The organism is Paraburkholderia phymatum STM815, from assembly GCF_000020045.1.
In the GTDB taxonomy this organism is placed as follows: domain Bacteria; phylum Pseudomonadota; class Gammaproteobacteria; order Burkholderiales; family Burkholderiaceae; genus Paraburkholderia; species Paraburkholderia phymatum.
Genome location: NC_010622.1, coordinates 2,478,722 through 2,503,486 on the forward strand (window position 1 = coordinate 2,478,722; position 24,765 = coordinate 2,503,486).

At 64.3% G+C, this 24,765-nt stretch carries 25 protein-coding genes, 1 other RNA gene, 1 pseudogene and 1 riboswitch; of the genes and pseudogenes, 14 read left to right on the forward strand and 13 right to left on the reverse strand.

The features are described 5' to 3' along the window. Positions 1-102 precede the first annotated feature (102 nt). The 4 genes from cobU to BPHY_RS11235 are packed head-to-tail and all read left to right on the forward strand — an operon-like array spanning position 103 to position 3,511. Positions 103-651 (forward strand): bifunctional adenosylcobinamide kinase/adenosylcobinamide-phosphate guanylyltransferase, encoded by a 549-nt coding sequence (gene cobU / locus BPHY_RS11220; protein WP_012401585.1) that lies wholly within the window; start codon positions 103-105, stop codon positions 649-651. After that, positions 648-1,589, forward strand: coding sequence for an adenosylcobinamide-phosphate synthase CbiB (gene cbiB, locus BPHY_RS11225; RefSeq protein ID WP_012401586.1), 942 nt, complete (start codon positions 648-650; stop codon positions 1,587-1,589). The genes cobU and cbiB overlap by 4 nt, the downstream gene beginning before the upstream one ends. A 3-nt stretch (positions 1,590-1,592) precedes the next feature. Then, the gene (gene cobD, locus BPHY_RS11230; protein ID WP_012401587.1) at positions 1,593-2,594 is read left to right on the forward strand and encodes a threonine-phosphate decarboxylase CobD; all 1,002 of its coding nucleotides are present in this window, start codon (positions 1,593-1,595) and stop codon (positions 2,592-2,594) included. 5 nt (positions 2,595-2,599) lie between these two features. Further along, on the forward strand, positions 2,600-3,511 hold the full coding sequence (locus BPHY_RS11235; RefSeq protein ID WP_012401588.1) for a cobalamin-binding protein: 912 nt from the start codon (positions 2,600-2,602) through the stop codon (positions 3,509-3,511). Between the two features lie 4 nt (positions 3,512-3,515). On the opposite strand, the gene cobC is transcribed toward BPHY_RS11235, so the two are convergent. From cobC to BPHY_RS11265, 6 genes and pseudogenes are all read right to left on the reverse strand, one after another. Next, positions 3,516-4,106, reverse strand: a complete 591-nt coding sequence (gene cobC, locus BPHY_RS11240; protein ID WP_012401589.1) for an alpha-ribazole phosphatase — start codon at positions 4,104-4,106, stop codon at positions 3,516-3,518. Next, the gene (locus BPHY_RS11245; protein ID WP_012401590.1) at positions 4,091-4,840 is read right to left on the reverse strand and encodes an adenosylcobinamide-GDP ribazoletransferase; all 750 of its coding nucleotides are present in this window, start codon (positions 4,838-4,840) and stop codon (positions 4,091-4,093) included. The genes cobC and BPHY_RS11245 overlap by 16 nt, the downstream gene beginning before the upstream one ends. A gap of 55 nt (positions 4,841-4,895) precedes the next feature. Next, a complete protein-coding gene (gene cobT / locus BPHY_RS43095; RefSeq protein WP_041763560.1) occupies positions 4,896-5,948 on the reverse strand; it encodes a nicotinate-nucleotide--dimethylbenzimidazole phosphoribosyltransferase in 1,053 nt (350 codons plus the stop codon). Between the two features lie 36 nt (positions 5,949-5,984). Further along, complete coding sequence (locus BPHY_RS43100) at positions 5,985-6,794, reverse strand: ABC transporter ATP-binding protein (RefSeq protein ID WP_012401592.1); 810 nt, start codon at positions 6,792-6,794, stop codon at positions 5,985-5,987. Then, positions 6,791-7,840 (reverse strand): FecCD family ABC transporter permease, encoded by a 1,050-nt coding sequence (locus BPHY_RS11260; protein ID WP_012401593.1) that lies wholly within the window; start codon positions 7,838-7,840, stop codon positions 6,791-6,793. The genes BPHY_RS43100 and BPHY_RS11260 overlap by 4 nt, the downstream gene beginning before the upstream one ends. 6 nt (positions 7,841-7,846) lie before the next feature. Next, positions 7,847-9,816, reverse strand: a pseudogene (locus BPHY_RS11265) (TonB-dependent receptor domain-containing protein). Positions 9,817-9,880: 64 nt separating this feature from the next. Then, positions 9,881-10,134: riboswitch (cobalamin riboswitch) on the reverse strand. Positions 10,135-10,365: 231 nt separating this feature from the next. Here BPHY_RS11265 and BPHY_RS39395 point away from each other — a divergent pair. The 5 genes from BPHY_RS39395 (at position 10,366) to BPHY_RS11285 (ending at position 12,817) form a co-directional block, all read left to right on the forward strand. Next, positions 10,366-10,728 (forward strand): hypothetical protein, encoded by a 363-nt coding sequence (locus BPHY_RS39395; RefSeq protein WP_012401595.1) that lies wholly within the window; start codon positions 10,366-10,368, stop codon positions 10,726-10,728. Beyond that, entirely contained in the window at positions 10,725-11,039 is a 315-nt protein-coding gene (locus tag BPHY_RS11275; protein WP_012401596.1) for a cell division protein ZapA, read from the forward strand. Before BPHY_RS39395 ends, BPHY_RS11275 begins: the two co-directional genes overlap by 4 nt. A gap of 62 nt (positions 11,040-11,101) precedes the next feature. Continuing rightward, positions 11,102-11,283, forward strand: a non-coding RNA gene (gene ssrS / locus BPHY_RS39120) — 6S RNA. A gap of 147 nt (positions 11,284-11,430) precedes the next feature. Beyond that, positions 11,431-11,901 (forward strand): EVE domain-containing protein, encoded by a 471-nt coding sequence (locus BPHY_RS11280; protein ID WP_012401598.1) that lies wholly within the window; start codon positions 11,431-11,433, stop codon positions 11,899-11,901. A gap of 193 nt (positions 11,902-12,094) precedes the next feature. Next, positions 12,095-12,817 carry an SIMPL domain-containing protein gene (locus BPHY_RS11285; RefSeq protein WP_012401599.1) on the forward strand — a complete coding sequence of 241 codons (723 nt, stop codon included), beginning with the start codon at positions 12,095-12,097 and terminating at the stop codon, positions 12,815-12,817. Between the two features lie 94 nt (positions 12,818-12,911). On the opposite strand, the gene lgt is transcribed toward BPHY_RS11285, so the two are convergent. After that, the gene (gene lgt / locus BPHY_RS11290) at positions 12,912-13,817 is read right to left on the reverse strand and encodes a prolipoprotein diacylglyceryl transferase (RefSeq protein ID WP_012401600.1); all 906 of its coding nucleotides are present in this window, start codon (positions 13,815-13,817) and stop codon (positions 12,912-12,914) included. A gap of 70 nt (positions 13,818-13,887) precedes the next feature. After that, on the reverse strand, positions 13,888-14,841 hold the full coding sequence (locus BPHY_RS11295) for a LysR family transcriptional regulator (protein ID WP_012401601.1): 954 nt from the start codon (positions 14,839-14,841) through the stop codon (positions 13,888-13,890). Between the two features lie 187 nt (positions 14,842-15,028). Between BPHY_RS11295 and ilvD the strand changes: the two genes are divergently transcribed. Both ilvD and BPHY_RS11305 read left to right on the forward strand, forming a co-directional pair. After that, positions 15,029-16,702, forward strand: a complete 1,674-nt coding sequence (gene ilvD, locus BPHY_RS11300) for a dihydroxy-acid dehydratase (RefSeq protein WP_012401602.1) — start codon at positions 15,029-15,031, stop codon at positions 16,700-16,702. A 156-nt stretch (positions 16,703-16,858) separates the two neighbouring features. Next, a complete protein-coding gene (locus tag BPHY_RS11305; protein WP_012401603.1) occupies positions 16,859-17,185 on the forward strand; it encodes a c-type cytochrome in 327 nt (108 codons plus the stop codon). An 11-nt stretch (positions 17,186-17,196) separates the two neighbouring features. Here BPHY_RS11305 and BPHY_RS11310 read toward each other — a convergent pair whose 3' ends face one another. The 3 genes from BPHY_RS11310 to BPHY_RS11320 form a co-directional block, all read right to left on the reverse strand. Then, on the reverse strand, positions 17,197-17,967 hold the full coding sequence (locus BPHY_RS11310; RefSeq protein WP_012401604.1) for a DUF2486 family protein: 771 nt from the start codon (positions 17,965-17,967) through the stop codon (positions 17,197-17,199). 93 nt (positions 17,968-18,060) lie between these two features. Beyond that, entirely contained in the window at positions 18,061-18,477 is a 417-nt protein-coding gene (locus BPHY_RS11315; protein ID WP_012401605.1) for a DNA polymerase III subunit chi, read from the reverse strand. A 46-nt stretch (positions 18,478-18,523) separates the two neighbouring features. Then, the gene (locus BPHY_RS11320) at positions 18,524-20,035 is read right to left on the reverse strand and encodes a leucyl aminopeptidase (RefSeq protein WP_012401606.1); all 1,512 of its coding nucleotides are present in this window, start codon (positions 20,033-20,035) and stop codon (positions 18,524-18,526) included. Between the two features lie 137 nt (positions 20,036-20,172). On the opposite strand from BPHY_RS11320, the gene lptF reads away from it, so the two are divergent. Genes lptF through BPHY_RS11335 form a run of 3 tightly spaced genes read left to right on the forward strand, consistent with a single transcriptional unit; the run spans position 20,173 to position 22,844 of the window. Continuing rightward, positions 20,173-21,285, forward strand: coding sequence for an LPS export ABC transporter permease LptF (lptF, locus tag BPHY_RS11325; RefSeq protein ID WP_012401607.1), 1,113 nt, complete (start codon positions 20,173-20,175; stop codon positions 21,283-21,285). Between the two features lie 3 nt (positions 21,286-21,288). Then, positions 21,289-22,437, forward strand: a complete 1,149-nt coding sequence (gene lptG / locus BPHY_RS11330; protein WP_012401608.1) for an LPS export ABC transporter permease LptG — start codon at positions 21,289-21,291, stop codon at positions 22,435-22,437. A gap of 29 nt (positions 22,438-22,466) precedes the next feature. After that, entirely contained in the window at positions 22,467-22,844 is a 378-nt protein-coding gene (locus BPHY_RS11335) for a sirohydrochlorin chelatase (protein ID WP_041763981.1), read from the forward strand. 97 nt (positions 22,845-22,941) lie between these two features. Here BPHY_RS11335 and bla read toward each other — a convergent pair whose 3' ends face one another. Both bla and cobA read right to left on the reverse strand, forming a co-directional pair. Continuing rightward, positions 22,942-23,841 (reverse strand): class A beta-lactamase, encoded by a 900-nt coding sequence (bla, locus tag BPHY_RS11340; RefSeq protein WP_041763983.1) that lies wholly within the window; start codon positions 23,839-23,841, stop codon positions 22,942-22,944. A gap of 131 nt (positions 23,842-23,972) precedes the next feature. Further along, positions 23,973-24,740, reverse strand: a complete 768-nt coding sequence (cobA, locus tag BPHY_RS11345; RefSeq protein ID WP_012401611.1) for a uroporphyrinogen-III C-methyltransferase — start codon at positions 24,738-24,740, stop codon at positions 23,973-23,975. Positions 24,741-24,765 lie beyond the last annotated feature (25 nt).

A 24,765-nucleotide genomic window follows, 5' to 3' on the forward strand; every position in this document is an offset into this window, starting at 1 on the left:
ACACGGTGGCCACGAGCGCAAGCGGAAAAAAGGGAAGCCCGCATTATCCCATCGCGCCTGCGTCCCGCGCTGCCACGGCAGCACAGTCGGTACAATCACGCGATGATTTCCCGCGACCTCACCTTCGTCCTCGGCGGCGCGCGCTCGGGCAAGAGCCTGCATGCCGAACAACTCGCAAGCACGAGCGCATGGCCCGTGACCTATGTTGCGACCGCACGCATCGGCGACGACGAATTCGCCGCACGCGTCGCGCGTCATCGCGAGCGGCGGCCCGCGAATTGGGCGCTGCTCGAAGCGCCGCTCGATCTGCCGCAAGCCACCGCATCGATCGACCGTTCGGAGCACTGCATTCTGATCGACTGCCTGACGCTGTGGCTCGCGAACCTGCTCTGCCCTGCCGACGGCTCGCCGCCGCTTGCCGACTACCCCGACCGCCTCGCCGCGCTCGAAACGACGCTCGCGCAAGCGCGCTCGAAGATCATCGTCGTCAGCAACGAGATCGGTCTCGGCGTGGTGCCGCTCGGTGCAGCGACGCGACTCTACGTCGATGAACTGGGACGCCTGAACCAGCGCATCGCGGCCATCAGCACGCAGACCACGATGATGGTCGCGGGCCTGCCGCTGCAACTCAAACCGGCGAGCCGCGCATGATGCTCCTGTCCCTGCCCTTCGTCGCGACACTCGCCACGGCAGCCGTCGCCGTGGACAGATGGCTCGGCGAGCCCGAGCGCGGGCATCCCCTCGTCGCTTTCGGCAAGCTGGCCGCGAAGATCGAAGTCGCGCTGAACACCGGGCGGCGCGGCCGGCTGCTGGGCATCGTCGCGTGGCTGCTCGCCGTCGCGCCGCCCGTTCTGGCCGCGACCTGGCTCGTGCTCGTGCTGCCGTTCATGTGGGCGTGTGCCGTGCATGTCGCGCTGCTCTACTTCGCGCTCGGCGCACGCAGTCTGCACGATCACCTCGAGCCGATCGGCCGTGCGCTCGCGAAGCGCGATCTTGCCCAGGCGCGCATCTTGACGGCGCGCATCGTGTCGCGTGAGACGTCGCACGCCGACGAAAGCGCGCTGTCGCGCGCCGCCGTCGAGTCGGCTCTCGAGAACGGCAACGATGCGATCTTCGGCGCGCTGTTCTGGTTCGCGATTTTCGGCGGCCCGGGCGCGCTAGCCTTTCGTCTTGCGAACACGCTCGATGCGATGTGGGGTTATCGTACGCCGCGCTATCTGCGCTTCGGCTGGGCGGCCGCGCGCTTCGACGATGCGCTCAACTACGTGCCCGCCCGCCTGACGGCGCTCAGCTACGCGCTGCTCGGCGACACACGCACTGCGCTGCAATGCTGGCGCGACCAGGCGCCGCGCTGGGACAGCCCGAATGCGGGGCCCGTGATGGCATCCGGCGCGGGCAGCCTCAACGTGCTGCTCGGCGGCGCGGCCGTCTATCACGGCGTGATAGAACAGCGTCCGATGCTCGGCGCAGGCCACACGGCGGGTGCACGGCATGTCGAGGCGGCATTGATGCTGGTCGAGCGCAGCGTGATCCTGTGGCTCGCCGCGTTCATCGTGCTTGCGCTGCTGAGCGTGCCGTTCCAGAGCTGACCGATGACCCAGATCATTCAGCATGGCGGCAACCTGCACGAAGCGGCACACCGCTACGACATTCCGTATGACGCGTGGCTCGATCTGTCGACGGGCATCAATCCGCATGGCTACCCTGTGCCGCCCGTTCCCGCCGATGCATGGCGCCGTCTGCCCGACAACGGGGATGGTTTCGCGGAACGTGCAGCGCGCTACTACGGCGCGCCGGATGCATCGCATGTGTTGCCCGTCGCCGGAAGCCAGGCGGCGATCCGCGCGCTGCCGCCGCTGCTTTCGCGCGGCACGGTCGGCATCGCGCCGCTGACGTATGGAGAATATGCGCCGGCGTTCGCGCGCGCGGGGCATCGCGTGACGACGCTCGATGTCGCGTGTGCCGTCTTGCCCGACGAGCTCACACATGTCGTGGTCGTCAATCCGAACAACCCGACAGCCGAGCATCTGAGCGCTCAGACGCTCTTGCAGTGGCATGCGACGCTGAACGCACGCGGCGGCACGTTGATCGTCGACGAAGCATTCGCCGACGCGCTGCCGTCTCAATCGATTGCCGCGCAGACCTATCGCGAAGGACTCGTCGTGCTGCGCTCGCCGGGCAAGTTCTTCGGCCTCGCCGGCGTGCGCGCGGGCTTCGTGCTGGCGCGTCCGCGATTGCTCGAATCGCTCGATGACACGTTGGGCGCCTGGACTGTCAGCGGACCCGCGCGTCATGCCGTCAGCGCAGCGTTTGCCGACACGGCATGGCAAGCGGCCATGCGCGCGCAGCTCGCGAGCGAAAGCGCGCGGCTCGCCGCGCTTCTGAGCGCCCATCGCTTCCCGGTGCATGCGACACCGCTATTCGCATGGATCGCCGACGCGCGCGCCGTGCGAGTGCATCGCGCGCTCGCCGCGCAAGGCATCTGGACGCGCTTTTTCGCCCGTCCCGCGAGCGTGCGGTTCGGCCTGCCCGCAACCGACAGCGAGTGGGACCGCCTCGAAGCCGCGCTGCATCGCACGATGACAACGCTCTAGAAACGATGCGACTCTGCCGATCACTTCGCGCGCTCGCCACGGCATGCGCCCTCATCATCGCGATGCACGCTCATGCGGCCGTCACCGTGGTCGACGACACGGGCGCGCAGGTCATACTCGCGCAGCCCGCGCAACGCGTGATCAGTGTCGCGCCACACGTGACGGAAATGATCTACGCGGCAGGCGGCGGTTCGAAGCTTGTCGGCGCCGTCACGTACAGCGACTATCCGCCTGAAGCGAAACAGCTGCCGCGCGTCGGCGACAACAAGGCGCTCGACCTCGAACGCATCGTCGCGTTGAAGCCCGACCTGATCGTCGTGTGGCTGCATGGCAATGCGCAGCGGCAAACCGACCGCTTGCGCGAACTGCACATTCCCCTCTACTTCAGCGAACCGCATCGCCTCGACGACATCGCCGTGTCGCTGACGAAGCTCGGCACGCTGCTCGGCACGACTTCGACGGCCGATGCAGCGGCGCGCAACTTCCGCCAGCAGATAGCCTGGCTGCGTGAGCGTTACGCGAAGCAACCGGTGGTCAGCGTGTTCTATCAGGTGTGGGACCAGCCGCTGATGACGCTCAACGGCGAGCACATGATCAGCGATGTGATCGCGCTGTGCGGCGGCCGCAACGTATTCGCGAAGCTCGAACCGCTGGTGCCGACGGTATCGACGGAAGCCGTGCTGGCTGCGAATCCAGAGGCCATCGTCACGGCCGCGCCCGGCGCCACGCAACCGGACCGCCCGTTGCCGTCGCTCGATAAATGGAAGGCGTGGCCCGCGATGACGGCCGTGGCGCGCAACAACCTGTTCGCGATCGACGGCGACCTGATCAGTCGCCCTGCGCCGCGTATCGCGCAAGGCGCGTCGCAACTGTGCGAAGACCTCGATACTGCGCGCGCACGCCGCGCAGGTCGCTAGAACATCACGCGTTCCAGCGCACGATCGACCATTCCTGGCTCGCGTCGTCGCGCCGCAACCAGACGCAACCCGCCATATCGATCGACCATTTCAGACAACGCTCGACAGGCAAGCCGAGCACCGTCGCGGCGATCACGCGCATCACGCCTGCATGGGTGACGACGTATGCGGGCGTCAGCTCACGCGTTTGCTGGAACACGTCGAACCAGGCGCGCACGCGCGTCACGAACTGCTCGACGCTTTCCCCGCCATGCGAGCGAGCGCCTGCGAAATCTTCGGCCCATGCGTCGAGCAACGCGCGATCGACGTCGTCCCAGCGTTGCAGTTCCCACGTGCCGAAGTCCATTTCTTTCAGACTGTCGTCGATGCTACACGCGCAACCGAAGTTCGCCGCGAGCGCGACAGCAACCGTGGCACAGCGCGTGAGCGGACTCGACAGCAGCACGCGCGGCGCGGGCACCTGCAAGGTCGCAAGACGCACGGCGAGCGCGGCCGCCGACGCTTCGGGCGCATCGGCAAGCGCCACGTCGCTTTGCCCGTAGCACACGCCTTCTTCCACGGAAACAGCCGGGTGACGGATCAGAACGATATCCATGCGAGTCCCATCAGATAGATGGCCAGTTCGAAGACCTGCTGCGCAAAGCCCAGGCAGTCACCCGTATAGCCGCCGATGCGTTTGACGAAATAGCGGCCCAGCATGAAGCGCAATGCAATCAGCACGATCAGCGCGATGCAACCGGCGCGCCACTGCGGCCAGAAAAGCCACGGCATACCCAGAAAGATAGCGCAGCCAAACGCGTTGCGGGACATGCGTTGTGCAACGGGCCTGGCCTTGCCTTCGGCGCGCACGTAATCGAGCGTGACGAGATAGCTGATCGCGCATGCGCGGCTCGCGGCATGCGCCGCGATCATCAGCCACGCCGCGCGCAGTGGCGGCAACGTAGCGAGCGTTTGCCACTTCAGCGCGAGCGCGACGAAGAGCGCAATCGCCCCGAAGGCGCCGATGCGCGAGTCGTGCATGATGCGCAACGTGTTGTCGCGCGCATACGCTCCGCCGAATGCATCGACGCAATCGGCCAGCCCGTCTTCGTGGAATGCGCCCGTGATGAGCAGCGTCGTGGCCATCGACAGAAGCACCGCGACGCCTGCTGGAAAGATGCGCAAGGCCGCCATGTATACACTCGCGCCCGCCGCGCCGACCAGCGCGCCCACCAGTGGAAAGTAACGCGCTGCCGCGTTCAGATAATGCGGTTCGTAGCCGACCCAGCGCGGCACGGGCACGCGCGTGAAGTAGCCGAGCGCCGTGAAAAAGTAACGCAGCTCATTCATCGTGATTGACTCATCGCAGTCGTTTCACCGCCTGTTTCGATGCGCCCGGCAAGCATCATGCATCGCGTTGCGCGACGCCTGCCGACTCGAAGCTCGCCATCTCGTTGATGAACGCGACGGCCGCGCGCAGCAGCGGCATGGCAAGCGCGGCGCCCGTGCCTTCGCCAAGGCGCAGATCGAGCGCGAGCAGCGGCACCGCGCCGAAATAATCGAGCATGCGCCGATGCCCCGCCTCGTGCGATGCGTGCGCGAACACGCAGTAATCGCGCACGGCGGGTGCGAACGCATCGGCGACCAGCAGCGCGGAAGTGGCGATGAAACCGTCGACGACGATCGTCATGCGTGCTTCCGCCGCCGCGAGATACGCGCCCGCCATCATCGCGATCTCGAAGCCGCCGAAGGTTGCGAGCACATCGAGTGGATCGTCCGACACGGGATGATGGGCAAGCGCCGCCGCCAGCACATTGCGCTTCTTCACGAGGCCCGCGTTGTCCAGCCCCGTGCCCCGCCCGACGCAATCGTCGATGGGCGCACCGCACAGGCGGCTCATCAGGCATGCAGCCGACGACGTATTCGCAATGCCCATCTCGCCGAAGCCGATCACGTTGGTACCGAGCGCCGCGTGACAACGCACACGTTCGGCGCCCGCATGCATCGCGGCGAGCGCTTCGTCACGCGTCATCGCAGGCTCTTGCGCGAAGTTGCGCGTGCCCTTGCCCAGCGGAATGTCGACGAGTCTTTCGTGCGGTTCGAACGTGTGCGCGACGCCTGCATTCACCACTTCGAGTTCGAGGCCCGCGACGCGGCTGAACGCATTGATCGCCGCGCCGCCCGCGAGAAAGTTGAGCACCATCTGCGCCGTCACCGCCTGCGGATACGGACTGACGCCCGCGTTCGCAATGCCGTGATCGGCGGCGAACACGATCATCGCGGGACGCACGATGGTCGGCTGCGTCGTCCGCTGGATCATGCCCATCTGACGCGCGAGCGTTTCGAGCTGGCCGAGGCTGCCGGGCGGCTTGGTCTTCAGGTCGATGATGCGTTGCAAATCGGCGCGCAGCGACGGTTCGAGCGGCGCGACGTGAGGCAGGGAATGCGAAGTGGTCATGTGGGTATCTGCTTGAATGGTTCGGTTCATGTGTGTTCAGGGGCGCGCCGGTGTGCGCAATGCGGGAATCAGCGCTTCGTCGTCGCCGTCGCGTATCAGCACGAGCGGATAGCCGAATGCGCGACTGGCCAGTTCGGGCGTCAGCACGTCGCGCGCGGGTCCCGCATGCGCGACGCCGTTGCCTTCCAGCAGCAGCGCATGCGTCGCGAAACGCCGCGCGAGATTCAGATCGTGGCACGAGAACATCACTGTACGCCCGGCGCCGCGCGTCCATCTATCCAATACCTCGAGGCAATCGATCTGATGGTGCAGATCCAGATGCGCGAGCGGCTCGTCGAGCAACAGCAGCGGTGCGTCCTGGCACAGCGTCGCCGCAAGCGCGACCCGCTGCCGCTCGCCGCCCGACAGCGACAGCACGTCGCGCGATGCGAAGTCTGCAAGACCGAGCGTGTCGAGCGCCGTCTGCGCAGCGATGCGATCTTCGGCGCGCTCCCAGCCCCAGCCTGTCAGATGCGGAAAGCGGTTCAGCAGCACGATGTCGAGCACGCTCGCGCCGAAGGCATCGTGCGACGCTTGCGGCATCAATGCGCGGCGTCGCGCGAGACGCGCGAGCGGCCATTCGTTCACGCGCCGTCCGTCGAGTTCGATGTGGCCTTTGGCTGGGCGCAACAGTCCCGCCAGTGTCGAGATGAGCGTGGTTTTGCCCGCGCCGTTCGGTCCCGCGATGCACCAGACTTCGCCCGGATAGAACGTGTGCGTGAAGTTGGCGAGCAGCGTGCGCGCGCCGGCGCGCAGCGTGAGTTGATCGGCGCGCAATGTGATGTCGGCGGGACCGCGGGTGTTCATGCGTGCCTCCGTCGCAGCAACATCCACAGGAACAAGGGCACGCCGATCAGCGCGGTGATCACGCCGACGGGCAATTGCGCGGGCGCGATCACGGTGCGCGCAATCAGGTCGGCGGCCATCACCGCGACGCCCCCGCCGAGCGCAGCCGCAGGCAGCAGCATTCGCTGATCGTTGCCGAACGCGAGGCGCAACACGTGCGGCACGACGAGACCGACGAAACCGATCGTGCCGCCCGTCGTCACGGCAACGGCCGCCGCGAGCGACGCAACCAGATAGACGCGCAGCCGCGTGCGCGACACTTGCACGCCGAGCGCCTGCGCCGCGGCATCGCCGCGCAGCAGCACGTTCAGTTGCGGCGCGACGGGCGCGATCGCGATCAACGCCACGCACAGCGCCGCGAGCGCAAGCCACGGCATGCCGCCGCCATTCAGATCGCCCGTCAGCCAGAACAGCATGCCGCGCAAGCGGCTCTCGGGTGCGACCGTCAGCAGCAAGGTAATGATGGCGCCCCACCCGGCCGCGATGACGGCACCCGTCAGCAAGAGCCGCGGCGAGGCATCCTGCGGCTCGCCGCGCCACAGCGCACCGCGTGCAAGACCGAGCACCAGCAAAATCGACGCGAACGCACCCGCGAACGCGCAAGCATCGACGAGCCACCACGCGCAGCCCGCAATCATCGCAACGAGCGCGAAGCTTGCTGCGCCGCCCGATACGCCGAGCACATACGGCTCGGCAAGCGGATTGCGCAGCAATACCTGAAGCAACGCGCCCGCGAGCGCGAGCAGCGCCCCGCAGCCGAAGCCCGCGAGCGAGCGCGGCAGGCGCAGCGTGCGTACGATCTGCACGACGAGATCGGACGATCCATCTTGCGTCGGCAGCAATGCATCGAACACCTGCCGCGGGGTGACGCTCACGCTGCCCAACGCAAGCGACGCGACGAACACGGCGAGCGCGGCAAACGCAAGGGCAGACCAGATGATGAGCGCACGCTTAGCGCTCATGCCGCGCGCGGACCGCAGTCGTTGACGTGGTACGACGCCGCTCATCGTCGGTTACTGTTGCTGCCAGCCGAGCGCGAGGTAAGCGCCACGTCGCGGCGTGTTGTACGTGTAGGCGAGTTCATAGTCCTTGTCGAAGAGATTCTGGATTTGCGCGGCTACGTACCAGGCCTTCGTGATGTTGTAGCGCGCGGAAGGTTCACGACGCCATATCCGCCGAGCGGCGTGCCGCTGTCGTCGCGCTCGCCGCTCACGATCCATTCGCCGCCCACGCGCCAGCCGCCGATGTTGCGGTTCGCCGCGAACGACGCGAAATGACGCGCGCGCCGGTTGAGATCGGTGTGCGTGTCTTCGTCGACGGGATTCTGGAGCGTCACGGCCGCGCGCACGTCCGTCTTGCCGACACGGCCCGCCCATGAGCCCTCGATGCCCTGCACCTTCGCCTGCCCCACGTTCTCCGCAACATAGATGCCGGGTGTCGTCTGCACATAATCGATCAGGTTCGTATAGCGCGTCTCGAACGCAGTGAGCTTCATCAGCCCGAGCGCGTCCGACGTATATTGCAGCGCCGCTTCGACGGAATGACTGCGCTCCGGCTGGATGAGCGGATTGCCGCTATACGGGTAGTACAGATCGTTGAAGCTCGGCGCGCGGAACGCATCCGACCAGCTTGCAGTCGCCTTCCAGCGCTCGTCGAAGTCGTAGCCATAGCCGAGATAGTAACTGTTGGCTCCGCCGAGATCCGAGTACTCGTCTCGCCGCAGGTTCGCCTGGATCTGGCTGTCGCCTAAGCGCGCCGTGTAGCCCGCGAACACGGAGTTCACGTGACGGTCGGGCGCGCTGTACTGGTTCGAGTCGAGCGTCTGATCGAGATGCTCGTAGCCGACTTGCAGCTTCTGATTGCGCGCAAACGTGAAATCGTTCTGCCACGTGTATTGCCGGTTGTCCGAATCGTAGCGATACCGATAGGCGCCATTGAGCGACGTGTTGCTGCGATCGATGCCCGTCGCGACGATGAAGCGCATGGCCCACCCGTTGCTCAGCTTGCCGTTCGCAAAGGCCGATGCGGTCTGAACTTTGCTGCGCACGTTATTGAGATCGGCGGGCAGGCCGAACGGATTGTCAAAGCTGTCGTCGCCGTTCGACAGGAAGTAGCGCAAGCCGATGTCCCATCTGTCGTTGAGCTTGTGACGCAGCGACGCGCTCACGCTCTCGTCGAAGTAGCCGTTGGCGTTCGGATTGACGGGCACGAGCGCCGGATCGATCGACGAAAACCCATCCGTCTTCGCGCGCGCGAACATGACGCTGAAGGTCGTTGTGCCGTCCTTGTCGAGTGCGCCGTCGATGCCCGCCGCCTCGCGCTGCGTGTGATAGCTGCCGTATTCGACCTCGAAATGAAAACGCGGCGGATGGTTGGCGCCGTCTTTCGTGAACACCTGCACCACGCCGCCAATCGCACCCGACCCGTATAACGCCGAGACATTACCGTTCACGACTTCGACGTGATCGATCTGATCAAGCGGAATCTGTTCGAGCTGCGCATTGCCCTGACTCACCGAATCGACCCGCACGCCGTCGATCAACACCAGCGACTGCGTCGCCGATGCACCGCGCAGAAACAGGCTCGACGTCGATCCAGGGCCGCCGTTGCGCACGATCTGCGCACCGGGCGCGAACTGCAAGAAGCCGGGCAAGTCGCGTGCAGTGGTGTCCGCGATGTCCTGCGCGTCGAACAGCGTAGTCTGCGCAATCGCTTCGGCGAGGCGCTGCGCGCCGCGGCCCGCCGTCACGACGATGGGTGAGAGCGTCGCCGTATCGTTCGACCAGGACGCGGCTGCCTGCAGACGATTCGACGCGTTGTCCGACGGATCCGTGGATTTGGCGGATGGATTCGCGGTGTCGTCCGACTGCGCGTGCACAGCGAGCGGCACCCACGCGAAGGCCATGACGGCGAGCGGCGCGATGAACGCGGGGGGCGCATGCGGGCGCGGAAGCGCCGGCTGGACGAACAGCGGGGTCAGCATCGAAAGAGTCCTGTAGGCCTGTGCGCGGCCCGCTCCTCGTGGGCCGATGCCTGTTCGGGAAGCGTCATGCGCTCCGACTCTGGCCGGTATCCGGGCTGGCGACTGGCCGACCCGCCTTCCCACGCGTCATGCGCAGTGGCGTTCGTCGCACGGCATCGGCCGATGATCGGCTCGACGATTGCGATGGATCGACATGCATCGTTGTACCGTTGCGAGGACAGCGCAGGTTGGCTCATCCGGGCGGACTCGCTTCCTGCTTCCCGTTTAACTGCGCGCGGGACGATACCGCGCGCGGGCACCAAAGTGCCGCAAGTGTAGAAGTGGCGAGTAGGCGCGTCAAGAAACGCGGATCCTCATCCGCATCGCGCCTGCCCCTTGTTAGAAAAGCCCCTTTTTAAAGGGTAAAAATGCGTGGATCGAGGTCGCGCATCGTGGCGGCGCACTGGATAATGCCTTATTAAAGCGCTACTGTTACGTCTCGAAACGAGACAAATGCCCGAGCGTGCGACATTCCGCGCTAGAATGCCATGTCTTTAGAGGACGCAGCACATGCTCACCGAACTCGAAACACTGTCACAGAACATCGGCCGGCTGATCGAGATCAGCCAGCGTTATAACGAAGCGCGCATCGCGCTCGAAGAACAGCTCGCCCAGGCGCGAGCCGAATGCGAAGCCACCCGCGTAGAACTCGACCAGACCCGCGAAGAACGCAATGCATTGCAGGCGGAGCGCGATGCCCTGTCCGCGAAAATCGACGACGCCCAGGTGCGCCTCAACGCCATCCTCGAGAAACTGCCGCGCGCTCGCGCTCACGAAGCTGACAATCAACTCGATCTCCTTGCGCCTGAACAGCAGGCGCAGGCCAATCACGACGCGAACAACGACGCGACCCGCCACGGAGAAAACGCATGACGACGAAGCAAATCGAAGTGTCGATCCTCGGCCAGCCTTATCGTCTTGCCTGCTCGCCGGAAACGGAAGCGGCGCTGCTCGAAGCGGTGGCGCGTGTCGACGCCGAGATGAACCGGATCCGCGCCAACAGCACCGTGCGGGGCCAGGACCGTATCGCAGTGATGGCGGCGTTGTCGCTGGCATCGGAACTGCTTAGGCTGCAGGCCAGCGTACGTCACGGAGAATCGTTTCCCGCGGAAGAAATCCGGCGTACAATGCACCAGATGAACGAGCAGCTTGGCACTGTGATTCAACAGTACAGCGTGCAGTAAATGGAATTCTGACGGGCTTGATGGTTGGTGTCGGGCCCATGTTGTAGAGCAAACGTTTTTCAGCTTCCCTGCCTGGTTCGCCAAGGTCATATATTCCTTGAACCAATGCTATATGCACGGTTGCGGAAATTTGTAGCACGGGCGTGCGCGTCACTCAGTCTGATGTACCCGAAGTGCTGCTAACTGCGACCAATTCTGAACCTCAGGTTCAGGATGCCGGCCTAGCGGCTAAGGCGGGGACCCATACGAACGGCATCGGACCAAGTCCGGTGCCGTTTTTTTTCGTTCACTTGCATGGCATGCAGACGACGTGTGTGGTGTGACAAGCAGCGGATCGCTAGAGCAAAACTGTTCGCAAACACTTTTTTCTTTCTCACGTTCAATCCGACTCATGCGCTACTGGCTGATGAAGTCCGAACCGGACGAAGCAAGCATCGACGACCTTGCGAATGCGCCGCAGCGCACGCTGCCGTGGACGGGTGTGCGCAACTATCAGGCGCGCAACTTCATGCGCGACATCATGAAGATCGGCGACGGCGTGCTCTTCTATCACTCGAGCTGCCCGGAGCCGGGCATCGCGGGCATCGCCGAGGTGTCCTCGACGCCCTACCCCGACCCGACCCAATTCGATCCGAAGAGCCCGTACTACGACGAAAGATCGAACCGGGAAACGCCGCGCTGGACGCTAGTCGATGTGGTGTTCAAGAAGAAGATCGCGCTGATACCGCTGGCCGAGTTGCGCGAGCATCCCGAACTCGCCGACATGCGCGTGCTCGCGAAGGGCAACCGCCTGTCGATCACGCCCGTCACGGAAGCCGAATGGGCATTCATCACGAAGCAGCTCGCGAAACGAGCAGCATGATGCGCAATGCGCGTTTGCGCTGACGCATGGCAATCCGTTGAAATCACATTCGAACAGCCACTCGGGGAACCAGACGGCCCTTTCAGGCGCCTAACCGCCTCGCAAGCGTCATGCCACGCGCGCCGCGCGAGCCAGGGCGACGGCCTCGCGCCAATGCATGTACGCACAACCTGCTCAACGAAGGAGTCGAACAATGACGACAAAATCTGCGCTCGCGTGGGCGCTCGTAGCGCCGCTCGCATTTGCATTCACGGCTACCGCGGCCAATGCGCAAACCGTCGTGCAACAGTTTCAGCCGGCCGGCGTGCTGTCGCTGAACGCGCAGGCAAGCGCCGAAGTGCCGCAGGACGTCGTCGATATCACGCTGTTCTATGAACAGGAAGCGAGCGATCCATCCTCGTTGACGGGCGCGCTGAACCAGCATGCCGACCAGGCGTTGCAAAAGGCCAAGGGTGTGAGCGGCGTGACGGCGCGCACGGGATCGTTCTCGATCTATCCGTCGACGGATCGCGATGGGCGGATTTCCGCGTGGCGTGGCCGCACAGAGATCGTGCTGGAGTCGCACGACTTCGCAGCGGCCTCGAAGCTCGCGGGACAGATCGCTTCGATCATGCAAGTCGGCAATGTGCAGTTCTCTTTATCGCCGGAGGCACAGCGCGCTGCCGAGCAGAAGCTGACAGGTCAGGCAATCGCATCGTTCAAGCAGCAGGCTACAGCGTCGGCCCAGGCGTTCGGCTACAACGGCTACACGATCCGCGAAGTGAGCGTCGGACATAGTGGCGGCGTGCCGCCGCGGCCGGTGATGATGATGAGCATGCGGTCGGATGTGAGCGCAAAGGCCGCTGCCCCCGTGCCCGTCGAGGGCGGGACGGCGACGGTCACTGTCAATGTGTCGGGGTCCGTGCAAATGAAGTGAGGCTGCTGTCTTGTGGCTTTTTCTGGGTTTTTGCTTTCGCTGGATGCCAGCGAAAGCAAAAACCAGAATGGCGACTGGCTCGCAGACAAAAACCTCAGCTAACCCCGGCCGCCTGGGCCGCCGAGCGCCCATTCCTCCGATACGCCCACAACAACATCACGACACCAGCAATGATCATCGGCAGCGAAAGCCACTGCCCCATCGACAAGCCTAGCGCCAGCAGCCCAAGAAAATCGTCCGGCTCCCGAGCGAACTCAACGGTAAACCGCGCAAGCCCATACCCGATCAGAAACACCGCCGAAGCAGCACCAACAGGCCGCGGCTTGCGCGAAAACAACCAAAGCACAAGGAACAGCACGACGCCCTCGAGGGCAATCTCGTACAGTTGCGACGGATGGCGCGGCAGCATGTGATATTGCGCGAACACATCGGCGAGATGCCATTGCGCAGCCTGCGCCGGATGCGTAACGAGCCAGCCCGCGTCTTCGTTCGCGGCGCCCGGGAACAGCATCGCCCACGGCGCATCGGGCGAAGTCACACGCCCCCACAACTCGCCATTGATGAAGTTGCCGAGGCGCCCCGCCGCAAGACCCGCCGGCACCATCGGCGCGACGAAGTCCGTCACCTGCAACCACGTGCGCTTTCGCTGCCATGCAAACAGGATCATCGCGAACGTCACGCCGAGAAAGCCGCCGTGAAACGACATGCCGCCTTCCCAGACCTTGAAGACGTCGAGAGGATGCGCAAAGTACCAACTCGCCTTGTAGAACAGCACGTAGCCAAAACGCCCGCCGAGGATCGTGCCGAGCACGCCGTAAAACAACATGTCGTCGATGTCCTTCGGCGTCCAGCCTTGTGCGGCGACATGCGGCAGACGTAGCCGCAGCCGGCCCACGACAATTGCCATGATGAAGGCGACCAGATACATCAGGCCGTACCAGCGGACAGCGAGCGGCCCCAGATGGATGGCGACGGGATCGAAATTCGGATGGATGTGCATCGTATCGTTATAGGGGTTCGGGAAATCCGGGACTCAAGCGCATTGGACGCTTGCCACGGCAAAGCGTTCTCTAGCTGGCGAGTGCATCGGCATGCGCACGCACGATGTCGATGAAGCCGGCCAGCACGGGACTCACTTCCTCCGTGCGCCACACGAGGCCCGTGACTACGGCAGGCACCGCCTCGCGCAACGGACGATACACCACGCCCGTGCGCCGCAGGTTACGCAACGATTGCGGCACCAGTGCGACGCCCATGCCCGCCGACACGAGGCTCACGATCGTCTGCATCTGGATCGCTTCCTGGCCGACGCGCGGCGTGAGACCGGCTGCGCCGTAGCAATCCATAATGATGTCATAAAAGCCTGGGGCCAAACGCCTTGGGAAAACGACGAGCGGCGCATCGCTCGCTTGCGCGAGGCTCAAGGGTTCGTCACGCCATTCGGCAGCACCCTCGCCGGCGCCCTCGATGCGCGCCGCCATCTCCGTCGACATCGCGATCACGAGGGGCTCGCGCGCGAGCGGCAGCCACGACAGGTGCGACGCGTAGCGCGGCGGTAGCGGCCCGATCACGAGACCCGCGTCAATACGCCCCGCCACCAGTTCGTCGATCTGCACGTCGCTGGTCGCTTCGAGCAATTCGAGCCGCACCCGCGGATGACGCGTGCCGAATTCGCGCAATAGCGGCGGCAGCAGCCCGTAGTCTGCCGTCGACACGAACGCCAGCGACAGCACGCCTGCCTCGCCGCGCGCCAGGCTCTGCGCGAACGGCCGCAGCCCTTCCGCGCCCGCGAGCAACCGCCTCACCTCCGGCAGCAGATCCGCGCCGACAGGCGTCAGCTCGACCGAGCGCTTCGTGCGCGCTAACAGTTCCACACCAAGCGTGTCCTCGAGCGCCCGGATGGCCTGCGACAGGGGCGGCTGCGTCATCGACAGCCGCGCCGCGGCGCGTCCGAAATGCTTCTCTTCGGCGACGGTCACGAAGTAACGCAGTTGGCGCAGATCGGGCATCGGGGGCAGATTCATTGATACATTTTACGACCTAATAGAGCATGAATAATATATTGGACATTCCTCTCTCTGCACTCCATTCTTGCCCCACGCGCCGCCCGGACTAGACTGGAAAACTGCGCCCCAACCTGCGCGAGGCCGGTACGCCGCGTATGGACCACGAGCACGGCGGCGCATGACAAAACAACTGGATGGAGTTCCCATGCCGTACAACCGTCGTTCGAAGAACATCACGCAAGGCGTCGCGCGTTCGCCGAACCGCTCGATGTATTACGCGCTCGGCTACCAGAAGGCAGACTTCGACAAGCCGATGATCGGCATCGCCAACGGCCACTCGACCATCACGCCGTGCAACGCGGGCCTGCAACGACTCGCCGACGCCGCCGTCGAAGCCGTCAAGCGCAGCGATGCGAATCCGCAGACCTTCGGTACGCCGACCATTTCGGACGGCATGTCGATGGGCACGGAGGGCATGAAGTACTCGCTCGTGTCGCGCGAAGTGATCGCCGACTGCATCGAGACCTGCGTGCAGGGGCAATGGATGGACGGCGTCGTCGTGATCGGCGGCTGCGACAAGAACATGCCGGGCGGCATGATCGGCCTCGCGCGAATGAACGTGCCAGGCATCTACGTGTACGGCGGGACCATCAAGCCGGGCAACTGGAAAGGCACCGACCTGACTATCGTGTCGTCGTTCGAGGCAGTGGGCGAATTCACGGCGGGCCGCATGTCGCAAGAAGACTTCGAAGGGGTCGAACAGAACGCCTGCCCGAGCACGGGCTCGTGCGGCGGCATGTACACGGCCAACACGATGAGCTCGTCGTTCGAAGCGCTCGGTATGTCGCTGCTGTACTCGTCGACAATGGCGAACCCGGATCAGGAGAAAGTGGATTCGGCGGCCGAGTCGGCGCGCGTGCTGGTCGAAGCCGTCAAGCAGGATCTCAAGCCGCGCGACATCATTACGAAGAAGTCGATCGAAAACGCCGTTGCGCTGATCATGGCGACGGGCGGCTCGACGAACGCCGTGCTGCACTATCTGGCCATTGCGCACGCGGCGGAAGTGGACTGGTCCATCGAAGATTTCGAGCGCATGCGCAAGAAAGTGCCCGTCATCTGCGATCTCAAGCCGTCGGGCAAGTATGTCGCCACCGATCTGCACAAGGCCGGCGGCATCCCGCAGGTGCTGAAGCTGCTGCTCGATGCAGGCCTGCTGCACGGCGACTGCATCACGATCACGGGCAAGACGATCGCCGAAGAGCTGAAGGACGTGCCAGCCAAACCGCGCGCGGACCAGAAGGTGATCTATCCGATCGACAAGGCGCTTTACAGCGAAGGCCATCTCGCGATTCTCAAGGGCAACCTCGCGGAAGACGGCGCGGTCGCGAAGATCACCGGGCTGAAGAACCCCGTCATCACAGGGCCCGCACGCGTGTTCGACGACGAGCAAAGTGCGATGGAAGCCATCCTCGCCGACCAGATCAAGGCAGGCGATGTCGTCGTGCTGCGCTATCTCGGCCCGCAAGGCGGCCCCGGCATGCCGGAAATGCTGGCGCCGACCTCGGCGATCATCGGCAAGGGTCTCGGCGAATCGGTCGGTCTTATCACGGATGGGCGCTTCTCGGGCGGCACCTGGGGCATGGTGGTGGGTCACGTCGCGCCGGAAGCGTTCGTCGGCGGCACGATCGCACTCGTGCAGGAAGGCGATTCGATCACCATCGACGCCCACAAGCTGCTGTTGCAACTGAACGTCGACGACGGCGAACTGCAGCGCCGCCGCGCCGCATGGAAGCAGCCCGCGCCGCGCTATACGCGCGGCGTGCTGGCCAAGTTCGCGGCGCTCGCGAAGCCGGCCAACAAGGGCGCCGTCACCGGCTGACGCATCGACGGGAGCGCCGCGTCGCTGACCCGCGCAGCATCGCCATCCGGCAAGAGCATGCGTCGATGGATAAAGGGGCACACGGATCGCCGTGTGCCCCTTTGCTCTTATAATGCGTCCACCACGAGCCGGCCCTGGTCACCGGCGGAGACCACAATGAAATCGAAGTCGTATGCGGCATGCGTGCTGGCAGGCACTTTCGCGTTCACGGGCGCGGCACGCGCGGAACCGGCTCAAGGGCTCGCACTTGCTCAGAAGCAGAACTGCATGAGTTGTCATTCGGTGACGCGGCAATTCATGGGACCGTCGCTCCACGATGTCGCCGCGAAATATGCGTCGCGCAGCGATGCCGTTCATTACCTCACACACAAGATTCTCGAAGGCAGCGCGGGCGTCTGGGGACCCGTGCCGATGCCCGCGAACACCCAGCTCACGGCGGACGAGGCCACCTCGCTCGCAAGCTGGATCCTGACGCTCAAGTAACCGGTTGCGGTTTACTTACCCGTCGCCGAGTTGCCGAGTTCTTCGCGGATCGCCTCGCGAACCCAGCGCAGCATCTCCGTTTCCAGCGCGAGCGCGACTTCGCGCGTGATCTGGTTGACGAGCCAGGTCGTGTGATCTTGGAACGCGTCACGGCACCGTGCTTCAATCAGATTCCTTCCATCCCCATTCAGATACGTCGCGAAACGGCCGCGCAGACGCTCGGCCAACAGGTCGGCGTCGTAGTCAGTCGTGGCGGCCGGGGTACTCGCGTGGTGCGCCTGAGCCTGCGCCAGGTCCGCAACGGGCGGCGGGACATAGCGCTCAGCCGTTGAGCCCGACGTGAATTCCGCTTCGCCCGGCACGAACTGCGCGGGCTCGCGCGCCAGCGCCTGCGGCGCTTCGCGCTCGGGCTGCAGCGCACGGCCGCTCAGCACTTCGGGAGACTCGTAGACGGAATCCAGCAGGGGCACGTCGTCATCGTCGGCGGGCGGCGCTGCCGCTTCCACTCGCGGCGAAGGCGATGGATGCGGAGCGGATTCGTGCGGCGCGTCGTACTCGTCGCGAGCCGCTTCCTGTGCCGCTTCATCTGCCGCTTCATCTGCCGCTTCATGGGCACTGGCACCGTCATGCGTCGCCCGATGCTTGCGCGCATGCGAACCCGCATGCTCATGCGAGCCGCTGCGCTTGGGGCGCTTTGTCTTTGCGTGCGGGTCGTGACCCGTCTCCATCACGTCGGTCAGAAGAGGGATGTCTTGGTCGGAAGGATCGGAGGATTGGGACACGAAAACTCTCCCTTTAAAGATCGGACGCGCCGGATCTGCGCCTATCGGACAAGAATGCGGGACAAGACCGCGCACCGAGCGGACAGGAACCGGTCAGGCGCCCTGCTTGTAATTGTTCAAAGCATAGCCGCGATCGCGATAGAAGCGATAGCGGTCGCGTCCCGCAGCCAGTTCGTCGGGCGCGTTGCCGACGATTTCCAGCAGGCGCTCGAAGCGCGCGAACTGCGGCGGCACGGTCGCGCCCAGATTCAACAGTATCTGATGATGCGGCGCCTCGTCGAGCGACGACGCGAGCACGATGGGCGTTTGCGCCGCGAGCGGACTCGTCGCGAGGCAGTGCGGGATGAAATCCAGTGCGGAGAAGGTCCACAACTGCTCGTCAAACGCGCGCAGACGCGGCGGCTCGGCTAGCACGACGAGCGGCTGGCCGGCCTGATACGCCTTGCGCACGAGACGGCATGCATACAGCAACGAATCGCCGACGTTCGAATGAAAGTCGATTCGGGTCATCGGCGATCCCGGTTTACTGCCTGGCGTACGATCGAACTGCGACGCGTCATTGTGCGGCGCGGTCGATCAGGAACTGCGCGAGCAGCGGCACGGGACGGCCCGTCGCGCCCTTTGCCGCGCCGCTCTTCCACGCGGTACCCGCGATGTCGAGGTGGGCCCACGGATACGCTTCTGTGAAGCGCGACAGGAAGCACGCCGCCGTCACGCTACCCGCCGGACGGCCGCCGATGTTCGCGATGTCCGCGAAATTCGACTTGAGCTGATCCTGATATTCGTCGTCGAGGGGCAGACGCCATGCAGGGTCGGACGCTTCCTTCGAAGCGTCGAGCAGTTCGCCCGCGAGCGCGTCGTCCTTCGAGAACAGGCCACTGTTGTGGTGGCCGAGCGCGATGATACAGGCGCCCGTCAGCGTGGCGATGTCGATCACGGCGGCCGGCTTGAAGCGCTCCGCGTAGGTGAGCGCATCGCATAGGATCAGGCGCCCTTCCGCGTCCGTGTTCAACACTTCGATCGTCAGGCCTTTCATGCTGGTGACGATGTCGCCCGGTTTGGTCGCGTTGCCGGCCGGCATGTTTTCGCAGGTCGGAATAATGCCGACCACGTTAAGCTTCAGGCCCATTTCGGCGACCGCGCGCAGCGTGCCGAGCACCGAGCCCGCGCCGCACATGTCGTACTTCATCTCGTCCATGCTGTCGCCGGGTTTCAGCGAAATGCCGCCCGTGTCGAACGTGATGCCTTTGCCGACCAGCACGACGGGCGCAGCCTTCGCGGCACCGCCCTGATACTGGAGGACGATGAACTGCGGCGGCTCGACGGAACCCTGCGTGACCGCCAGGAACGAGCCCATCTTCAGCGCTTCGATCTGCTTCTGGCCAAGCACCTCGACCTTCAGCTTCCAGTCCTTCGCGAGCTTCTTCGCGGTGTTGCCCAGATAGGTGGGCGTGCAGACGTTGCCCGGCAGATTGCCCAGATCTTTCGTGAGATCCATTCCGTTCGCGAGCGCGACGCCCTGCTTGACGGCGACCTTCGCGAGTTTTTCGTCCGCGGCGTCGACACTGAACACGATGCGCTTGAGCGCACGCGTGCTGGTGTCGGGCTTGCTCTTCATCTGTGTAAACTTGTAGGTCAGCTCGCGCAGCGCGAGGATCGCAGCGCGCACGGCCCAGTCCGACGAACGCTCCTTGACGGGCGCTTGCACCAGCGTGAAGGTGACCTGTGCGACCTTGGTCCCGAGAATGGCGCGCCACGCGGCGCGCACGGCGTCGCCGTAGACCTTCTGTGTGAACGCATCCTGCTTGCCAAGACCGACGAGCAGCACGCGCGATGCGCCGATGCCTTGCACTTCATGCAGGAACACCGTGCTCCCCGTCTTCCCGTCCATGTCGCCCGCCTTGATGATGCGCGTGAGCAGTCCCTTGGTGGCAGCGTCGATTTCCAGCGCCGCGCCCGACAGCGTCTGCGACTCGAAGACGCCGATCACGATGCAATCCGATTTGCCGGTAAGGAACCCGTTGGTCGAGCCTTTGCTCCAATCACAGGCTTTTATGCTAAAGTCCATCGCGCTTGTCCTCGGATGAAATCTGGGCTTAGGATGAAAGCCGCAATTATCCGCTATTTTTCCCGCGGCGGCTGCACGAAAGGCGTGAGGGGCCCCAACCCCGCCGTCTACGGAAGCGCGCCCTCTGCTCATCAACCATGATTTTTGAACGCTCTCTCCAGCGCGAACTGGCGTACACGGCTGGTGCCGTGTTCATGGTTTTGCTCACGCTGGTTCTGACGACGATGATGATCCGCATCGTCGGCTTCGCGGCGTCCGGTGAAATCGACCCGCGCGACGTGCTCGTCCTGATCGGCCTCACGGTCATCGGCTATCTCGCGATCATGCTGGTCGCGACGCTGTTCGTGTCGATCCTGTTCGTGCTCACCCGCTGGTACAAAGATTCCGAAATGGTCGTGTGGCTCGCCTCGGGCGTGAGCCTCGCGCGCTTCATCAGGCCGATCGGCGTGTTCGCGACGCCCATCATCATTCTGATCGCCTTCTTCGTGTTCGTCGGCTGGCCGTGGTCGAACCAGCAGAGCAAGCTGATCCGCGCGCGCTTCCAGCAACGCGACGAGGTCTCGCTGCTCGCGCCGGGCCAGTTCCGCGAATCGGCCGCGAGCCATCGCGTGTTCTTCATCGAGAAGATGTCGCCCGATCAGGGCCACGTCGAGAACGTGTTCGTCACGAGCACGGAGAACGGCAAGGTCAACGTGGTCGTGTCGAAGAACGGCCATACGGAAACGCACAAGAACGGCGACCGCTTCGTGGTGCTCGAAAACGGCCGCCGCTATGACGGCGAGCCGGGCCATCCCGACTTCCGCATCATGGAGTTCGAGCGCTACGGCGTGAAGATCCAGAGCCAGCCGGTGGTCAGCACGCCGACCACGACGGGCACACCGACGCTCGACCTGTTCCGCGACCCGACCCGCCAGAATCTCGCCGAATTCGCGTGGCGCGCGGGCCTGCCCCTGATCGCGATCAATCTGATGCTGCTCGCGATTCCCCTCGCGCACCAGAATCCGCGCCGCAGCCGCACCATCAATCTCGTGATGGCCGTGCTGATCTATCTGACCTATTCGAACCTGCTGAACGTCGTGCAGTCGTGGATCGAGCAAGGCAAGATGTCTTTCGGCGTCGGCCTCGTGGGACTGCATATTCTCGTTGCGCTGATCGTCGTGTTCATTTTCTGGCTGCGGGTGCGCAACCGGCCGCTCTTCACGCGAGCCATGTTCAGCCGCCCGGCTGACCGCTCGACGCAGGGGGCGTGACCGATGCGCATCTATGAAAAGTATTTCGCGCGTCAGGTCTACCTCACGTTCGTCTTCATCCTGTTCGCGTTCTCAGGTCTGTTCTTCTTCTTCGATCTGATCAACGAACTGAACTCGGTCGGCCACGGCAACTACAAGTTCCAGTACGCGGTGCTGCGCGTCGCGTTGCAAACGCCGTCGCGCTTCTACGAAATCATTCCCGTCGCCGCGCTGATCAGCGCGATCTACGTGTTCGCGCAAATGGCGGCGAATTCCGAGTACACGATTTTCCGCGTGTCCGGTCTCGCGACGAATCAGGCGCTGCGTTCGCTGCTGAAGATCGGCATTCCGCTCGTGTTCCTCACGTATCTGATCGGCGAAGTCGTGGGACCGTACACGGACCAGTTGTCGGAGCGGGTGCGTCTCGAGGCGCTGGGCTCATCGGTGTCGAGCAACTTCGAGTCGGGCGTCTGGGTGAAAGACACGCTGACGGCGCGCGCCGACGGCGAGCAGGTGACGCGCTTCGTGAACGTCGGACAGCTGCAGCCCGACGCGACGATCTCGAACGTGCGCATCTACGAATTCGATTCGAAGTTCCGTCTGTCGAACGTGCGCATCGCGAAGTCGGGCAAGTATCAGCCGCCCGGCCACTGGCTGCTGACGGACGTCACGGACACGCAACTGATCGACGTCGCGCAGGACGCCAGCAAACCCGCCGATGCGCTGAATCCCGTGTATCGCGCGAAGCAGGCGGCGTTGCCTGAATACTCGCTTCGCTCGGAACTGACGCCGCAGATCCTGTCGGTGCTGCTGGTCGCGCCGGAACGGATGTCGATGTTCAATCTGTTCCGCTATATCCAGCATCTGACCGAGAACCACCAGGACACGCAGCGCTATGAGATCGCGCTGTGGCGCAAGCTGCTGTATCCATTCGCGGTGTTCGTGATGCTGGTGCTGTCGCTGCCGTTCGCGTATCTGCATACGCGCGCCGGCGTGGTCGGTGTGAAGGTGTTCGGCGGGATCATGCTGGGCATGAGCTTTCAGCTGTTCAACACGCTGTTCTCGCATATCGGTAATCTGAATACGTGGCCTGCACCGTTGACGGCTGCGACGCCGGCGTTGATCTATCTCGTGCTCGGGTTGGTCGGGCTGAAGTGGGTCGACCGGCACTAGCCTGTTCTTTTTTGCGGGGCGATCGAATGATGGGACCTCATGGAATCGTGCTGTTCGCGCATGGAGCCCGCGACGTTCGCTGGGCTGAGCCCTTCGAACGCCTCGCCGCGCGTTTGCGTGAGCTGCGCGGGGCATCGGCCGGCACCGTCTCCCTTGCGTTTCTCGAACTCATGACGCCGGATTTGCCCGCCGCTGTAGCGGCGCAAGTCGCCGATGGCGCGTCTGTTATTACCGTCGTGCCGGTTTTCTTCGGACAAGGCGGGCATATCCGGCGTGATTTGCCTGTCATTCTCGATCAGTGCCGGGCGGCACATCCCTCCGTCGAGATCCGGTGTTCGACTGCTGTCGGCGAAGATGCCGATGTGATCGAGGCGATCGCGGGTTATTGCCTGCGGCAGGCATTCTGATTTCGCTGCCGTCGGTTTGCGTTTTCGTCGCTGGCATCCACGCTATGCCTTCGCAAAAGAATGCCGCTCACACCGTTAGCTCCTGCATCTGCATCGTTCATCGCAGCGCGTCGAATACGATTCGCGCCGCCTCGTCGACGATTGCGTCCTGTGGCGGCGTTTCCTTCGGCGTCACGCCCGTGAAGTAGATCGCGACGACCAACGGCGCCGACGAGGGCGGATATACCACGGCGACGTCGTTAGCCGTGCCGTAGTCTCCACTGCCCGTGTTGTCCGCGACCAACCATCCGGCCGCAGGCACGGCCGCGCGGATGCGCGTGGCACCCGTCGTATTGCCCAGCATCCACGCCTTCAACTGCTCGCGCTCGCGCGCACCCAGCACGTCGTCTGCGAGCAGCAGTTTCTGCACATCGAGCAGCATCGCGCGCGGCGACGTGGTGTCACGCATGTCCCCGGGCACCGATGCGTTCACTTCGGGTTCGTTGCGAACGAGGTCGAACCAGGTGTCGCCGATCGATAACGCAAACTGGTTCAGCACCTCCGGCCCGCCAAGCGACGTCAGCAACAGATTGGCCGCGGTGTTGTCGCTATGCTGGAGCGCCGCTGCACTCAACTCCCCTACCGTCATTCCCTCGCCGCCTGCGTGCCGCTTCGTGACGGGCGAATGAGCGACGACCTGAGCGTCGCCGTAGCGGATGCGCTCTTCGAGCAAGCCGCGTTCGGCCATGCTGCGCTTCAGGATCAATGCGACGGCGAGCAGCTTGAAAGTACTGCACATCGGAAAGCGTTCCGACTCCCGGTAGCCGACATAGGAACCGTCAGCCGTTCTGAGCGCCGCGACGCCGAGCCGGCCGCCACTCGATGCCTCCAGTTGTTCGAAGCGCTCACGCGCAGCAAGATTGATCGATACGGAGGAAGCCGGCTGCGCACGTACGCCGATCATGGGACCAGCCGCAAGCGCAATCAGCAGTGAACGACGCAGAGAAGAAAAAGACATGAGCGAAGACTGAATGCAAAGCGAAGGGAAAGCATTATCGCAATGCACATGCCCGCCCGCGACGATCGAGTAAAGACAATCGGCCGCATTCACTCGCGCGAATGCGGCCGGTCAAAGAGACAATGCGACGCTCAGGCGACTCGTAACGCAGCCGCGTCCTGTTCGGCGTCGCCGCGCGACTGCACAGCCGCCACACGCTCTGCGAACGCCTCGCCGATCATCAGCAGCGAAGGTTGCGACGCATCGAGCCACAGTTGCGCATCGCCCGCTGCAAGACCATCGAGCGTCAGCGTCAGCATGCGCTCACGCGGCGTCGAACACGCTTCGACGATCGCCACAGGCGTCGAACCGGCGCGGCCCGCGTCGATCAACTGCTGTGCGATCTCGGGCGCGCTGTCGCGGCCCATGTAGAACACGAGCGAATCGGCGTTCACCTGCTCGCGAATCTGAGCGGAATCCGGCGCGCGGCTGTGAGTGGCGAACGCGACGCTGCGCGACACGCCGCGCAGCGTCAGCGAGCGGCGCAACGAAGCCGCGCTCGCCAGCGCCGCCGTGATGCCCGGCACGACTTCGTAGTCGATACCCGCCGCCTCGAGCGCGCGCATTTCCTCGTCGGCGCGGCCGAACAGCATCGGATCGCCACCCTTCAACCGCACGACGACATCATGCTCGCGCGCGGCATCGACGATCTGCTTGTTGATAAAGTGCTGCGCCGTCGAGCGCTTGCCGCAGCGCTTGCCTACCGCGATCTTGCGCGCATGCAGCGCATAGTCGAGCATGGCCGGCTCGACGAGCGCATCGTGCAGCACGACATCGGCGCGTTCCAGCAGCCGCGCACCGCGAACCGTGATCAGGTCCGCCGCACCCGGCCCCGCGCCGATCAGATACACCTTACCCATTTGCTGGCTCCGTTCCACTGCGAAC